At 47.1% G+C, this 14903-nt stretch carries 15 protein-coding genes and 1 tRNA gene; all 16 read right to left on the bottom strand.

Features of this window, described 5'->3' with window-relative positions; translation table 11 throughout:
• Positions 1–13: 13 nt before the first annotated feature.
• A complete protein-coding gene (locus tag U5R06_24120) occupies positions 14–1039 on the bottom strand; it encodes a LacI family DNA-binding transcriptional regulator (protein ID MDZ7725825.1) in 1026 nt (341 codons plus the stop codon).
• Positions 1040–1242: 203 nt separating this feature from the next.
• Positions 1243–3513, bottom strand: a complete 2271-nt coding sequence (locus tag U5R06_24115; GenBank protein ID MDZ7725824.1) for an alpha-amylase family glycosyl hydrolase — start codon at positions 3511–3513, stop codon at positions 1243–1245.
• 126 nt (positions 3514–3639) lie between these two features.
• Positions 3640–3711: transfer RNA gene (locus U5R06_24110), tRNA-Asn, on the bottom strand.
• A 70-nt stretch (positions 3712–3781) separates the two neighbouring features.
• A complete protein-coding gene (locus U5R06_24105) occupies positions 3782–4219 on the bottom strand; it encodes an HD domain-containing protein (protein ID MDZ7725823.1) in 438 nt (145 codons plus the stop codon).
• The gene (locus U5R06_24100; GenBank protein MDZ7725822.1) at positions 4168–4431 is read right to left on the bottom strand and encodes a hypothetical protein; all 264 of its coding nucleotides are present in this window, start codon (positions 4429–4431) and stop codon (positions 4168–4170) included. The genes U5R06_24105 and U5R06_24100 overlap by 52 nt, the downstream gene beginning before the upstream one ends.
• Positions 4398–4727 (bottom strand): OB-fold nucleic acid binding domain-containing protein, encoded by a 330-nt coding sequence (locus tag U5R06_24095; protein ID MDZ7725821.1) that lies wholly within the window; start codon positions 4725–4727, stop codon positions 4398–4400. The genes U5R06_24100 and U5R06_24095 overlap by 34 nt, the downstream gene beginning before the upstream one ends.
• Before the next feature lie 158 nt (positions 4728–4885).
• Positions 4886–5464, bottom strand: coding sequence for a hypothetical protein (locus U5R06_24090; protein ID MDZ7725820.1), 579 nt, complete (start codon positions 5462–5464; stop codon positions 4886–4888).
• A 192-nt stretch (positions 5465–5656) separates the two neighbouring features.
• Positions 5657–7060, bottom strand: a complete 1404-nt coding sequence (locus tag U5R06_24085) for a hypothetical protein (protein ID MDZ7725819.1) — start codon at positions 7058–7060, stop codon at positions 5657–5659.
• Positions 7061–7085: 25 nt separating this feature from the next.
• The gene (locus tag U5R06_24080) at positions 7086–8204 is read right to left on the bottom strand and encodes a hypothetical protein (protein ID MDZ7725818.1); all 1119 of its coding nucleotides are present in this window, start codon (positions 8202–8204) and stop codon (positions 7086–7088) included.
• A gap of 291 nt (positions 8205–8495) precedes the next feature.
• Positions 8496–9245 (bottom strand): tetratricopeptide repeat protein, encoded by a 750-nt coding sequence (locus U5R06_24075; GenBank protein MDZ7725817.1) that lies wholly within the window; start codon positions 9243–9245, stop codon positions 8496–8498.
• Positions 9246–11048, bottom strand: a complete 1803-nt coding sequence (locus U5R06_24070; protein MDZ7725816.1) for a BatD family protein — start codon at positions 11046–11048, stop codon at positions 9246–9248.
• A gap of 7 nt (positions 11049–11055) precedes the next feature.
• Positions 11056–11607 (bottom strand): tetratricopeptide repeat protein, encoded by a 552-nt coding sequence (locus U5R06_24065; protein MDZ7725815.1) that lies wholly within the window; start codon positions 11605–11607, stop codon positions 11056–11058.
• Positions 11583–11843, bottom strand: a complete 261-nt coding sequence (locus tag U5R06_24060) for a tetratricopeptide repeat protein (protein MDZ7725814.1) — start codon at positions 11841–11843, stop codon at positions 11583–11585. Before U5R06_24060 ends, U5R06_24065 begins: the two co-directional genes overlap by 25 nt.
• 25 nt (positions 11844–11868) lie before the next feature.
• Positions 11869–12891, bottom strand: a complete 1023-nt coding sequence (locus U5R06_24055) for a VWA domain-containing protein (GenBank protein MDZ7725813.1) — start codon at positions 12889–12891, stop codon at positions 11869–11871.
• A 15-nt stretch (positions 12892–12906) separates the two neighbouring features.
• Complete coding sequence (locus tag U5R06_24050) at positions 12907–13905, bottom strand: VWA domain-containing protein (GenBank protein MDZ7725812.1); 999 nt, start codon at positions 13903–13905, stop codon at positions 12907–12909.
• Positions 13898–14899, bottom strand: a complete 1002-nt coding sequence (locus U5R06_24045) for a hypothetical protein (protein ID MDZ7725811.1) — start codon at positions 14897–14899, stop codon at positions 13898–13900. Before U5R06_24045 ends, U5R06_24050 begins: the two co-directional genes overlap by 8 nt.
• Between the last annotated feature and the right edge of the window lie 4 nt (positions 14900–14903).

Here is a 14903-nt window from a genome sequence, read left to right as displayed (position 1 = left end):
AAAAATTAACCCGTTATTTCGCGCCACATGTTTGCCGGATCACCAGTTCAGTGTTGTAGCTTTTATGCAAGAGCGGCAAAGACGGCGTTTCCATTTTTTCCATCAACCTCTGAAAAGCCAGTGTTCCCATCTGAAACAAGGGCTGTTTCATCGTAGTAATGCCAAGATATTTTGCCAATTCGATATCATCAAATCCGATCAAAGCAATATCATCCGGCACTTTGAGTCCCACCTCCCGAATGGCCTGCAGGGCTCCGGCGGCCTGGATATCACTGGCGACGAAAATGGCAGTGGGGCGGTCTTTCAATGACAAAATATTCTGCATGGCATCATATCCAGCCTCCCGGTTAAACCCATCCCGTTCAGTAATCGAATCACTGATTACCAAATAATTTTTTTCAAAAGGAATACCATATTCATCGAGAGCCTGCTTGAATCCATCCAGCCGTATTTGTGCGGGAAAGCTTTTCAGCTGGGCGTCAATCATACCAATCCTTCGATGTCCCTGTTGAATCAAATGGCAGGCGGCTTTATAGGCGCCCTCTTTATTTTTCACTGTAATCGAATCCAGATCTTTGTTATAACTGTCAACCAGCACCACAGGAAATTCAGAATCAACAAACCGCTGCACATATTTATCATCCATTCTCAACGAAATCATAATGATGCCGTCAACGCGGTTTTCCTGAAGAACGCGCTTGAGATAATCTTTAGATTTTGAAGGTTTGTCAATACTGTACATGATCAGATCATATTCATGACGCGAGGCCTGTTCCTGAATCGCCTGCATGAGTTCCATATAAAAATAGCCGGTAAACATCGGAAGCATAATAGCAGCCATATGGCTTTTGCGTCGGGCCAATCCCCTGGCCATGGCATGCGGTTGATAATGCAATTCTTCAATCGCCTTGAGGACGCGTTTTTTGGTGTCCGGAGATATATTGGGACTGTTATTCAGAGCCCGCGACACGGTCCCGATCCCCACCCCGGCTTTAGTCGCAACATTATAAATTGTCGGTTTTTCACTGGCTCCGGCCATGGAAGCCCTTCCATTCATCAATAAAAAAACTCTCGCACGCTTGGAAGGGCTTCCATCTGCAGTCCCAAAAAGTGGAAGCCCTTCCACAGCCTTATACTAATCATTTTAATAATTATTGTCAAGAAAAATTTTTAAAATTGGCCTGGAAAACTCTAATTCCGGTCTTTTTTTATCCCCGGAAGAATTCCCGGGGATAACATCGGCTATTTTAACAGCATCCCCTCAAAAGGCTGCAGCGGCAGCACAAGCGTATCTCCGACCGCTTTATAGGTAATTTCAGACAACAAATCGCTTAAACGCGATGCTCCCATATCCCGTTCGCTTAAACGCAGAGTGTCGGAATCCGCCGAGTTGTTCAAGGCAATCACAAACCTCTCGGAATCAGAACGGCGCGCAAATGCCACCAGTCCACGCTGCGCAAACAGCGGCTCATAGGTGCCGGTAACCAGAGCAGCATGATTCCTGCGCAGTTCGATCAACTGCTGATAATACTCGAACAATCCACGTCGCCAGTCATCTTTCTTCCAATTCCAGGGAAATGTACGACGGTTATCCGGATCAGCGCCGCCGTGCAATCCGATTTCATCCCCATAGTATATATGCGGCACGCCCACATAACTCATCTGAAACAATGCCGCCAGTTTGACCTGCCGGATATTATCATCAGCCAGTGTTATAAAGCGTTTCGTATCATGGCTTCCCATTAAATTCATCATGGCTCTTCGCGCCTGCAACGGATAAGAAAATTGCGCAGGCGCCAGTCTGCGAACAAATATCTGTGCATCGATTGTTCGGCGTGCAAAAAAATCAAGAACCGGCTCGCGAAAATATTTGTAATTCATAGTGCCGTGGAAACAATCCTGCCCCAGCCAGGGTAGTGCATCCCCCCAGATTTCACCGATGAGAAACGCATCCGGATTCACCGAATCCACCACAGCCCTGAACTCTTTCCAAAACCAGAACGGGACTTCATTGGGCACATCCAGACGAAATCCGTCAATTCCGAGAGAACCCAGCCAATAGCGGGCAACATTTAGAATATAATTCACAACCTCTTGATTGGGTTCCGCTTTACAGATGTCATAAAAATCATTTTCCTGATCATTGGGCCGGCTCAGATCAAAATTCAAATTTGGATGCAGCGGGAACCCCCACCAGCAATCGTAATAGTCACAGGGTGTGGGACAGCCCTCGGGCGGCAGGGGCCACTTGTTCCACTCATACCAGTGCCAATACCGGGATTCCGGCCCTTTTTCCCTCGTATCCACAAACGCATAATGCCAATCGCCGGTGTGATTAAAAGCCATATCGACAATAATCCGGATACCGTGCTTGTGAGCCGCATTAACAAAATCTATAAACTCGTTTTCTGTGGCAAAATGCGGATCAATGGTCAGATAATCAACCGGATCATATTTGTGATTCGATTTTCCGGCATTGAGCGGATTGAAATAAATGATGGTGATACCCAGATCGACCAGATAATCCAGCTTTTCATGCACACCGGGTATATCGCCGCCGTAGAACGAATAATAATCTGGTCTGCCGTCCGTGCGATACGGACTCTTTGACAATCCATCGATATCATACCAGTCTCTGATCAAATGGTAATATTCATCATTCGTCTTTCCATCAGCAGGCAGTTCGGTATGACCCTGGTAATAGGGCTCGGTAAAATCAGGATCATTGTCCGGATTTCCGTTTCGAAAGCGTTCCGGAAAAATCTGATAAAACACACCGCTTTGCACCCAGTCCGGCACAAAAAACGTGGGCAATTTATTCGAATCACAATCCAGCCACATGGAATCCGCTGCCGGAACCGAATTCCAGCCGGTTTTAGTGGCATAGACCTCCGCATCAGCGTCTGTCAATAAAAATGTAAAAGAAAAAGGCGCCTGAACCGAAAGGTGCGTCCCCCAGTATTCAAATTTTTCATCATGTCCGGTTTTTCGCAGCGTATACTGCATCCGCTCGCCCTTTTTGCTTATATAGAGTTCCGCGCTCTGTATATCCTTGCGATGTACGGGGATTTGAAAATAAAAAGAATCCGGTGAAAACGGATGGATCATGCGGTAACTGACGTCAAGAGGAATATTTGTTGTCAGAATGCTGCCGTCTCCCCGTTCAAAAGTCACTCGGGCAAAACTTGAGTCCACAAGAATTACCGCATTGCGGCCGCCGTGTCCGTCCGATTCATAATCCTGTGCATTCGGATCTGTCAGCCATTTTCCATCCACCACAAACTTGTACAAATACCTCCCGGGAGGCAGAGTGATATGGGTCTGGAACATACCATCCTGATCCGGATCCGTCATTAACAGCTCACCGGATTTCCAGTCATTAAAAGAGCCGGCCAGATAAACCTGCTCTACTCCGGAAATCATGGGTTGAAAATCAAACGCTACCGTGTAAAGTTCGTCACTCTTTAGAAAACCGGCAAAACCAATCAAAATTACAAGCAGAATACGATACATGATACACCTCTCGATCAGCATTGTCTTTTAAATTTGCTAATGATACACTTTTTAAAGGAAAAAGGGAAGAAAAATCGGAAAACACATAAAAAAAGGCTGAATGCGTTGCATTCAGCCTTTTACAGGCTCCGGTGGTAGGATTCGAACCTACAACCTAGTGATTAACAGTCACCCGCTCTGCCGTTGAGCTACACCGGAATACTATCTAATAAAGTTTCATAATATAAATTTTTTTCAACTAAATGTCAAGCAGAAAAAGCTGCAGAACTTATTTATCATCCCCAAAATACAGAAATCGGTTGAGCAGTTTGACATAACTGCTCCAGGATTTTCCTTTTTCATATTCACGTTTGTAGATTCGGTCAAAAGCGCCAAGCTTTGAATCCAACTCATCTGCATAATAGAGCACAAAGGCCTCCCGCATCATGGGCTCAACCGGGGACCCTTTTTCCCGTTTTCCCTGATGCGATATCAGCAAATGCAGCAATTCACGTTTTAGTGTTTCCGGAAAACCATCTATCTTGTCAATATAGGATTTGACAAACCCGTATCCCAGCATGATATGGCCGATTAAACGGCCGTCATCACTGTAATCTATAAATCCTTTGCAGTCATATTCTTTCATTTTTCCGATATCATGCAGCATGGCTCCGGTCAAAAGCAAATCCTGATCCAGTCCGGATACAGTCTTGCCAGCTTTAGACAAATTTTTGCCGCTTTGTACGAATGCTCAAGCAGACCGCCGCTGTAGTTATGATGCCATAATTTTCCCGCCGCTGCGGTCTGAAAACAATCGAGAACCGATTCATTTGTAAAAATGGACTCGAGCAGCTTTTTCAAATGTTCATTCTTTATCAAATCAACAAGTGCCAGAAAATCCCGGGTTACCTGCGGGATATCTTTATCGGATTTGGGCACAAACTTCTCTTTTCGGTTTCCGATTTTTTTTCGTCCGGTTCGACGCTTTCAATGGTTATATGTTTCCTGCCTTTCCAGTCGATTACCGAACCTTTTACATGAACCACATCCCCGACATTTATTTTATTATTGGTTCGTTCTACCTTGTCCCACAAGGTTCCGAACATGCGCCCCGAAGAGTCTCCCAGTTCGATGGATAGAAATTTTACTTTGGAATCTTTTCTGGACCGCAATTCTTTCTTTCGCACGACAAACTTGTCGTCTATTTTATCACCAGACTTTAGATCTTTTATCACAATAGAACCCCTTTTTAGCGTTTGAAATGCAAATTAGAATGAGTACCAAATATAACAAGAAAACGCCTGTGATTATTCAAAAATTACATGGATTTGATGATTAATTTATAGAAAAAACGGCTCCACAATAAAAAGGGATCAAAGACCTTTTTGAACACCTATAATTTGGTAAAGACACTAAAACTGGTCGTGACCAGAACTGTACTCCACGGAGCTGTGTGCTCTTTACCGGTCGGGAAATTGTATAAATATTTTACTTGGGTTCTCATCGAGGCCATTGATCCCAGTAAAGAATGAGTCCCAACCCCCAGTGATAAAAGAGGCGCACTGTAAACCTTGCTGTCCAGCTGGTCTTTATATGAATCCAGCCACAGACCGCCTCCGGCGGAAAAATACACCCCCGCCTCATCCCCTCCCTCGGAACGACGCCTGATTTCGCCATATTCTCCACCCATAGCCATGGTTAAAACACGCACAGAGTAGCTGAGAATTAAAAAACTGGTCAGGTCAATCTCTCCGTCTGAAAAATCGACATTAAGTATCGGTTCAAACTCGATCAACTGCCCTTGATCCATATAATATCCCATAACGCCGAATACAAACAATTGTGTCTTGGCCGAATCAGACGGCGCCACAAACGAAATACCGCCTCCCATATCCCGTGACCCTCTTCGCTGAGCAAACAGTTGAGAAGGAATAACCAACAACGTCAAAATCAAAATGATAGTTTTTTGCATACATTCTCCACTCATTCAAAAACACTTGTATCATTTATTCCTATTGAGCAAGGCAGGCAATTGAAAAGATAGGCATAGTTTGACACTAAATCAAGAACAGATTTCTTTTTTATTATCATAAACTACCCGCATCATTTATTGCATGCGGGTAGTTTATACGAACATTAAAGGAGTTTGCGGAATTTATACGCGTCAAAATCTTACAGACAAGGTCCCTATAATTTGATCCAGAGATTTATCCTCAAACGCAACAGTATTGGTCAAACCATCATAGGTTTCCACTTCCCAGAGACCCCGGACATATCCGAGGTCCAACTTGATCTGGTGATCCAGCAAAAAGCTCAACCCAAGAGTATAATAGGTTTTATCCGGTTTTACAGCGACATCTTTATAAGGTGAGGGGTTGTACATATAGCCGCCGCGCAGTTTTCCCTGGATAAACGGCACATACAGTTCACCGCCCAAACGCAAATTGACGACACTGCCCAGATCATTCTGAATTGTATTATTAACCTCGCTTTTTGTCACACCTTCCAGCGGAGCATCGGTTTTAAACTCAGCCTCGGACCAGTCCCGGTACTCCATATCGGCGGCCAGCAGCAGCTTGGACTTGGCGACAAACGGCAGTTCGAGCGATCCGCCCATAGAAAAGGCCAGAGGTTCTTTGATTTTGTACTCACTTTCAAATGTTTCCGGCGGCGTCGTATAGGTTGTACCATCGTCATAAACCTCTTCCCATTCATCACTCCATTCTTCAGTGATATTTAACGTTCTCGGCAGCGTGACCGCCGCTCCGATCCGGGCTAATTTGTTCAGGCGATACAGTGTCCCTAATTTGATTTCCAATCCCGTAAATTTCGAATTGATACTTTGATTATACGTCCAGTAATCCAGGTCGCCTACGATAATATTGCCGTCCTGATCCTCAAAAGTTTCATTATGAAGATTATAAATATCGCTTTCTTCGAGACGCAGTGAATACTCATTCGTACCCTGAACCAGACCAATCGTTGTTCCAAAATACAACTCTTTTTGAAATTCGACGGAAGCAGCGAGCGAATAATTGTTCAATCCGCCTTTTTCAGTCACAGACTCGGTCTGATGTACATTATCCAGCACAGTGGTAAATTCATTATCCGGAGCGACCATATCAAAAAAATCCGGGAAAGCAGCCCAACTCTCATTGTACCCCTCCATGTTCACATGGTTGTCAAACGTGCGGGCCTGATGAAAGCCAAACCCCATCACAAAACTTCCCTGAACTGTTGGAAAGGGGAAAACCAGACCCAGAGAATTCAGATGCGTAAATCCGTCCTCAGCTGAAGTTTCATTACCAAAAAAATCAGTTTTTGTCGCAATGGTATTGCGGTTCAGTCCCACATGAAACTCACTGCGGTCCATTTGACCAATACCGGCCGGATTCCAGTATACACCTGAATAGTCATCCGCCACACTGGTGTACGCGCCCCCCATACCGATGGCCCGGGCGCCGACGCCCAGTTCCTGACCCCAGAAAAACACATCCTGCTGAGCCCGGACACGGCTGACAGGAAAGATTATCAAAACAGACAAAAATACGATTCGTAAGGTTTTCATCGGAATTCTCCAAATCTGATAAATATCAATTACGGCTCCGGGATCGGCTGGACGAAGATCTTTGACTGGAACTCGAACTTCTTGACGAGCTTGAGCCTGAACTCGAACTGGATCGAGACCGGGATGAACTGCTGCTGGACGGCCTTGAATAGGAGCGCGATCTGCTACTGCTGCTCGATGATGAGCGTCTGGCACTCGAAGGCTGGCTCGAAGACGAACGCGACCGCCGGTATATACGAGAACGTGTAGCGCTGTTCTGATTGGAACGCACCTTGTTATCCACTGATCTTACTGTGGTTTCAGACGATCTCGGCTCGGATGAACGGCTTCGAGTATATGTCCTTGTCCGGCTAGAGCTGCGCGTCCGCACATAGGTTCGTGACGAGTTATTATCGCTGGATGACGGCTTTCGGATCGTTACCACATCGGAACGCGGTCCGGTTGATATAGTTCGCGACCGGCTCGATGAATAGACAGATCCGCTATTGTCCCGGGACCTGTTGCCAGATGTGTCATAGGCACGGGACCGGGAAGTCACGACCGACGGACCGGTGCTGGTCATAACCGTACGCTGCTGCCGGTCTGATGTGTAAATACTCCGCCGGGCGACAGTCCGCTTTTTGTAAGGTTCAGATCGGACGTATGAGCCGTGCCCGTAATAGGGAGAATAATAGCCGTCATTGTAAAATCCGCTTCCGTAATAACCGTAATTGGAAGAATATCCAAAGCCGAAATAAAATGAATTCCAGGGCCGGTGTGCGTAAAAATACGGATAGTAGGACAACCGGAACGGATCATAATAACCAAAATGATAGTGGGAAGAATAAAACGGATCCCACCAATTGTTCATGGTGTAATACCAATACGGCTCGTACCAATAAGAGTCCATATACAACGGAGCGTCATAATAGGACAGGGACAAATCGTGATCGTATTGCTGATACAATACCTCTTCTTCATGTGTACCCTGGTTCTGATACTGATTCACGCCGTACTCTGATGTTTCGTCTTGTGAGTAGTAATCACTGTAATCACTTTCGGTACGCATTCCCGGCGTACCAAAGGTTGTGTAACAGCTGAAACTCAGCAAGCCCGTCAGCAAAAACGCCAACAGCAAATGGTTACGTTTCATATTGTTATACATGGCCTTCTCCTTTCGCTCGCTGCCATACGAGACGTTTACAAAGAGATTGTCCTCTCTTTTCTTCTTTTCACAGATTAGACGTCTCTTTAATAAATTTGTTTACACAAATATTCATTCTCCATCCTGCAATAATGAAACGAACGCAACGACTCGCGTGTTCCAGAGTTTCACCTTTGAATTTATCAGCAGGTATTGAGAAAAGATACCATCTGTAGTTTAATCTAAAATATGCAAAAAAACAAGAAAAAATAAAAAGTTCATTTGAAAATCCCCCGGCGGATCAGTCAAAACCTATATCTTTTCGACCGCGTTTTGAATCAGCCAGCCGATTTTACCGTCTTTGAGCTGGATCCGGTAATATTGATCGGCCTGATCGGTGATCGTAACCTTGACGCCTTCATGCAGGGCAAACACGGTTTGCGCATCCGGCGTCGGGGAGCTTTTGATCTCAACCCTGTCGGACATAACAACCGCCTGGTCATGTGAAGCATCATAGTTTAACCGTAGAACAAAAAAACATAGTGAGAGAACAAACAGAATCAAAACCGGCGAAAACACAAATCGAAGCCATTTTTGCACTCCGGCCCGGGACATCAATAACCGCAATATGATCACCACACTCGTGACCATCCGAAGAAAAAGTGTCAGTGCAGCAACATAGTCCAGAGCCAGCGCATCGCGAACCGTCTGCCAGGTGCGCTGCAAAAATGAGGGGGGCGACTGTACCTTGTCCACAACCCGCAGTTCCGCCAGTTTTAAATTATGCGAAATATCCGCATCGCCGGGAGCCAGTTCCCGCGCCCGTTCATAGTATAGAATCGCATGTCCCATATCCCGGAGCTTGTAATAGGCATTCCCGAGGTTATAATACAACTCAGCGCTCTCATAATCATTGGCAACAATCGATTCATAGACCTCAATGGCCTTCTCATAGCTGCCGTCCTTGTACAGGTCATTGCCCTTTTCAAACAGGTACTCGACTTGCTGCTGTCCGTAAAGAACACCAACAGCAAACAGAAGAATCAATAGTAACGTTTTCATTTAAAATTCTTTTTCCAGTTTGATAATCATTTCTTTTGCCCTCTGATAGAACTGTTCCATATCTTCTTCCGTACCGCCGGCAGGGGCAAATCTCATAAAGTCACAGGTCTTGAGCAGATCAAAAAACTCGTTCCGGAAATCCTGCGGAACAGTTCGGATTTTAAATTCTTTTTCAATCTCTGAACTGAGCAGCCCGGCTTTTTCCTTATTGAGTTTATCAGCGGCGAACCCGTACAGGGCGTCGGAAATTTCAGAATAAAACTGTTTCTGCGTATCCACATTCATGACCGCTTTGGCCCGGCTGAGCCGTTTCATAGCCATGGCATTGGCTTTTTTCCGGCGCGCATACGCGTAATTTTGCGACAATTTGTCGCGCTGCTTTTTATAAACAGCCGTACCTGCAATACCGGCAAGCGGGATAAATGCCAGCAGGATAAACACTAAACTGTTATAAAAATGCGATCCGAGCCGCTGAAATGAACCTGATTCCAGTTTGATAAAATGAATATCCTGTCCCAAAAGCTTGACCTCTTCCCGGCTCAATCCGGCAGCCGGGGCGCTGTACGTGTCATCGCTTTTGGATACGGATATGATAAACTCGGGCGAGGACAGCGTTTCATAGGATTTTGTTTTCGGGTTAAAATACGAAAACCGCACAGGCGGGATGCGCTGCTCGCCCGGAAATCGGGGAATGAGCACATATTCGACTGTTTTATTTCCGGTGATGCGGTCCCCGCTGCGGTTGACAGTCTGCGTCACTTTCGGATCGTACAATTCAAAGTCAGACGGAAAGTCCGGTTCCGGAACCGGCAGCATCTTGATATTGCCGGTTCCGGAAAGGGTCACTTTCAAGGTAATGGCTTCATCGGTTTCGACCTGGCGCTTGTCAATACCAGCGTCGAGCTGGTACTGCCCGACAGCGCCGGAAAATCCGGGCGGGCGGCCGTTTTTCGGCAGCGGTTTGACCGTGATATCAACGGGCTCGCTCGAGATGCTTTTGCGCACCGTTCGGCCGAACGGATCATCGAAAAATGAATCAAACACGTCGCGCCCCGAACCCCGCTGCATGCGGATCTCACAATCCAGGACCAGCGGACCGATGGTTTTTTTCCCCTGTGACGTGGGGAACAGCGCCGTACGCTTGATGTCCGCCACCGTATAGCGGTTTCCGTTGATCACCTCCTGCCGGGTTTGCGGTCGCGACGGCATATCAAAATCTTCAGACCAGAATCCGGTCAGCTCCGGCAATTTCGAAATTCCATAACTGGTTACATTGACTCTGGCGTAAATCCGATACGTCACGTGCACGGGTTCATGCTGATAAACTTGCTTTTTATCCACCAGCGCGCGCACCATCAGGTGATCGTCCAGTCCCTCTGTCTGATCAGAGGGCGTCCGGCTCGGCTGTGCTCCCGACTGCATAATGGTGAGTGGAATGGGATCACTGCTCACGGTCTGGCCTTTATGCGTCACCTGAATCGCAGGAATGGTAAATGAACCGGCTTTTGATGCCCGGTAATAAAACGTAAATGCTTTGGACGCCGACATTTTGCCATTGACAATACTGATATTCTGGGACGTGCCTCCGGATCCCAGAAACTGTAAAAAGCCCTGCATATCCGGCAGATCCGGACGTCCCGCCTGCCGGGCGTCACTTCCGGATAATTCAACGGTTAATGTCAAACGGTCATTCACACTGAGGCGGGTGCGATCCACACTGGCTTGTACGTTCAGATCCTGCGCGTTCATTGAACCTGCATAAAACAACAAAACAACCAGACAAAAATAGTTTATCGTTTTCATATCGGGTTTACCAATCCTTTAAAACACGCGCGTTGCCCGGTACCTGGCGTCTGCGGGCATCCTGCATTTTCTCCTTATCTTCCTGCAGCGCCTGCAGAATTCGTTCCGCATCCTTTTTTGAAAGCTTTTCTTCTTCTCCGGCCGGTTGAGCCTGACGCTGCTCGGATTGCTGTTCCTGCTGTTTCTGCTGCTCTTGCTGCTCCTCACCCTGCTGTTTCTGTGTCTGCTCCTCCGCTTGCTGCTGTTCCTGGTTCTGCTGCTGGTTCTGCTGATCCTGCTGCTGTTTATTCTTTTGCTGCTGCTGGTTTTGTTGTTGATTTTGCTGTTGCTGCTGGTTTTGCTGCTGCTGATCCTTTGGCTGATCTTTTAATTTCTTACGCACATATTCCAGATTGTACTTGGCATCCTGATCCTCCGGATCCAGTTCCAACGCCTTTTTATAGGCCATTATGCTTTCCGGCAATTTCTGCATCCGGTACAGCGCGTTGCCCATGTTATAATATGCATCCGACTGTATGTCAATGTCATCGCTTTTTAAAGATTTTTCAAACTGCTCCAATGCGGTTTCATATTTTGCTTACGGTATTCCGAAGCGCCGATATTGTACTCGATCAGCGGGGATTCCGGGTTGCTGGTTAATGCATCTCTGTATTTATCCAGTGCGGCGTCATATTTCTCCTGTTCAAACAGGTCATTGCCCTGGATCACTTTTTTACGCTCCTGGGCTCCATAACCGGCAGACACAGCCATAAACACAACCAGACACAGAATAAATAATTTTTGATATCGTATCATAAGCCTACTCGATCGTTTAACTGCTTTACATAAACCGTCCGCGCCACTCACGTTTGACCTTGACGCGCTCCGACAGTGCAAATTCAACCAAAAGTAATATCAATGCAATAATAACAAGATATTGAAACCGGTCTTCAAATTGCGAATATTTCAGTGATCCGAGTTCCTTTTTTTCCATTTTTGAAATATCATCATAAATCCGATCCAGTTCACTCTCACCGCTGGTGGCCCTGAAATATTTACCTCCGGTCTGCAGTGCAATTTTTTCAAGGGTCATTTCATCAAGTTTGGTAATAATCACCTGACCTTCCCGGTCTTTTTCAAACCCGGAACTGCCGGTGGCTGCCGGAATGGGCTCGCCTTTGGGAGAACCGATTCCCACCGCATAAATCTTGATGCCTTCGCGTTCTGCCTGCTTGGCAATATCCAATGCCTTGCCCTTGTGATCTTCGCCGTCTGTAATCAGGATCAGCACTTTGTGTTTGCGTTCTTTCTGATCAAACGTCTGCATCGCTTTTTCAATAGCCGCGCCGATAGCGGTTCCCGGTGTAGGGATCAGCGCCGGATCCATAATATCCAGAAAGATACTTGCAGCGCCATAATCCAGAGTCAGCGGACACTGCACAAAGGGAACACCGGCAAAGGCAATCAAACCGATGCGGTCGCCTTCAAGACGATGAATCAAGCTTTCCACTTCGTGCTTGGCCTTTTCCAATCGGCTCGGCTGGATATCCCGCGCCAACATGGATTTGGAAACGTCAATCGCCACCAGAATATCAATACCTTCGCGCTTGACGGTTTCGACTTTGGTGCCGATCTGCGGCCGGGCCAGCGAAAAAATCATAAAGCAAACAGCAATCAGAATCAAACTGATTTTGGTCACCTGACGTTTTCTGCTGGTATTGCGCATGAGTTTTTTGAGCAATTCCGGGTTTCCGAAGCGCGCCAGAGCCCGCTGTTTGATCCTGAACGCATACAGGTAAAACAGAATTAAAAGCGGCAGCAGCCAGAGCAAGTGCAAGATAGTGGGATTTCCGAATCTAAGCATATTCATCCTTTTGCATCACGGTATTTTTCGAAAAACAGTGTTGGCCAAAACAATTTCCAAAAGAATCAGACCCAGCGCCGCGAGCAGGAACGGAATGAACAGTTCGCGGTAACGGGTATATTCCTTGACCTCAATTTTGGTTTTTTCCAGCTGATCAATCTCATCAAAAATCTGTTCCAGACTGGTTTTATCGGTGGCGCGGAAATAACGGCCGCCGGTGGTCGATGCAATCTTTTCGAGCAGCTCTTCGTCGATCTGTACGGGCATGCGCACGTAGCGTTTGCCGAACACCGGATCCTGAACCGGGTACAGAGCTTCACCGCGCTTTCCCACACCGATCGTATAGATTTTGAGATTATACGCTTCAGCCACTTTGGCCGCCGTCTGCGGATCCAGTTCACCGCGGTTGTTGCGCCCGTCCGTCAATAGAATAATAACCTTGCTTTTTGCCTTGCTGTTGCGCAGCCGGTTGACGCAATTGCCCAGCGCCATACCGATGGCCGTACCGTCATCGATCAGACCGATCTCGATTTTTTCCAGAAATTGTAAAAGAATACCGTAATCGAGCGTCAGGGGACACTGGGTAAAACTCTGCGCGGCAAACACCACCAAACCGATCCGATCGTTTTGGCGGCCCTGAATAAAATCCGTGGCCACAATCTTGGCGGCTTCCAGACGGTTTTTCGGTTTGAAATCCTCTGCCCGCATACTGCTGGAAATATCCATGGCCAAAATAATATCAACGCCTTCGGTGTGCACCTCGGTCTCTTTTTGTCCGGATTGCGGACGCGCCAGAACAATCACCAAAAAAATAACAGTTAGCACCCGAAACACAAACAAACTGTGCCGGTATTTTTTCCGCGCTGTGGAACCGGCCTTTTTCACCAGTCCCAGATTTGAATACCGCAATGTGGCCCCGCCCTCGCGCGCTCGGTGCCGCCGGATATACCCGTAAATCATTGCAGGCACGGCCAGGAGCAAAAGCAGAAATTCGGGATTCGCGAACCTAAGCATCCTTTACCTCCCCGGATGCCGCAGATGCATCCTCTGTTTCCGCTTCTTCCGTATCCGCCTCCGGCATATCCGGGACAGCCAGGCTGATTTTGGTATTGTTTACAAACTCGAATCCGGACTGCAGCAGGCGTTCGTGCTCACCCGCATCCGGGATAAAACCGGCAAACTTGACCAAATCGCAGACCGAAAGCAGGTCGTGCAGTTGTTCAATGGTTTCGCTTTGAATCGTCTCGCGTTTCATATGCTGCAATAATTCCAGAGTCGTCATTTCCAGAGCGTGTATAAAATACCGGTTGGCAATATATTCTCTCAACGCTTCAGACAATTCCGTGTAATAATCTTTAATCTGTTCATTTTCAATCAATGTTGACTGTTGCAATGCCGTCAGGCGTTCAAGCGCAATGTCGTGCGCGGGACGCGGCGGCGCGTTGCGGCCCGGCAGAATCGATTCTCCGCGCCGGCGGCGCAGAATCACCCAGACCAGCGCTGCAACCAGCAGTGCGCCGAACATACCGATCGCAATATTGCGGTACAGCCGGGCATAGTTGTAGGACGGTGTCTTCACCGGCTTGATGCCGCGGATATCTCCGCTGTCATCCGGGTTCAGGCTCTCCACACTTATCAATATCGGTTCGCTTTTAATCCGGTAGCGGGTGCTGTCGCCGGGCAGCTGATAACCGATCTGCAGAGGCGGAATTTCAAACTCACCGCTCTCAAAGGTTGATATCTCGTAATCGATCCGCTCTACAATCTGTCCGTCCTGTTTTTCTGGCTCTTTTTTATCGTAATTCCGCAGCTCGAATTGACCCAGATTCTCCGCCAGTTCCAGCAGATCCAGTTCCACATCCGGATCATGTTTCACAATCACGGAATAGGTAATGACATCACCGATGAGTATTGTGTTGCTGTCCACCATCGATTCAACCGTGACCTGTCCGCACACCTGAGCCGCCAGACTCAGACAGATTAAAAGTATTGTCGCCAGCATCTTCATAAAA

This window comes from candidate division KSB1 bacterium, assembly GCA_034521575.1.
Classification (GTDB): Bacteria; Zhuqueibacterota; Zhuqueibacteria; order Residuimicrobiales; family Krinioviventaceae; genus JAXHMJ01.
Note: the sequence above shows the minus strand (reverse complement) of the source record. Positions and strands in the feature narration are given on the sequence as shown.

What these genes read in the sequence shown, in the direction of transcription:
- U5R06_24120 (MDZ7725825.1), bottom strand. Translation starts at nt 1,039, where the DNA reads ATGGCCGGAGCCAGTGAAAAACCGACAATTTATAATGTTGCGACTAAA.
- U5R06_24115 (MDZ7725824.1), bottom strand. Translation starts at nt 3,513, where the DNA reads ATGTATCGTATTCTGCTTGTAATTTTGATTGGTTTTGCCGGTTTTCTA.
- U5R06_24090 (MDZ7725820.1), bottom strand. Translation starts at nt 5,464, where the DNA reads ATGCAAAAAACTATCATTTTGATTTTGACGTTGTTGGTTATTCCTTCT.
- U5R06_24085 (MDZ7725819.1), bottom strand. Translation starts at nt 7,060, where the DNA reads ATGAAAACCTTACGAATCGTATTTTTGTCTGTTTTGATAATCTTTCCT.
- U5R06_24080 (MDZ7725818.1), bottom strand. Translation starts at nt 8,204, where the DNA reads ATGTATAACAATATGAAACGTAACCATTTGCTGTTGGCGTTTTTGCTG.
- U5R06_24075 (MDZ7725817.1), bottom strand. Translation starts at nt 9,245, where the DNA reads ATGAAAACGTTACTATTGATTCTTCTGTTTGCTGTTGGTGTTCTTTAC.
- U5R06_24070 (MDZ7725816.1), bottom strand. Translation starts at nt 11,048, where the DNA reads ATGAAAACGATAAACTATTTTTGTCTGGTTGTTTTGTTGTTTTATGCA.
- U5R06_24060 (MDZ7725814.1), bottom strand. Translation starts at nt 11,843, where the DNA reads ATGATACGATATCAAAAATTATTTATTCTGTGTCTGGTTGTGTTTATG.
- U5R06_24055 (MDZ7725813.1), bottom strand. Translation starts at nt 12,891, where the DNA reads ATGCTTAGATTCGGAAATCCCACTATCTTGCACTTGCTCTGGCTGCTG.
- U5R06_24050 (MDZ7725812.1), bottom strand. Translation starts at nt 13,905, where the DNA reads ATGCTTAGGTTCGCGAATCCCGAATTTCTGCTTTTGCTCCTGGCCGTG.
- U5R06_24045 (MDZ7725811.1), bottom strand. Translation starts at nt 14,899, where the DNA reads ATGAAGATGCTGGCGACAATACTTTTAATCTGTCTGAGTCTGGCGGCT.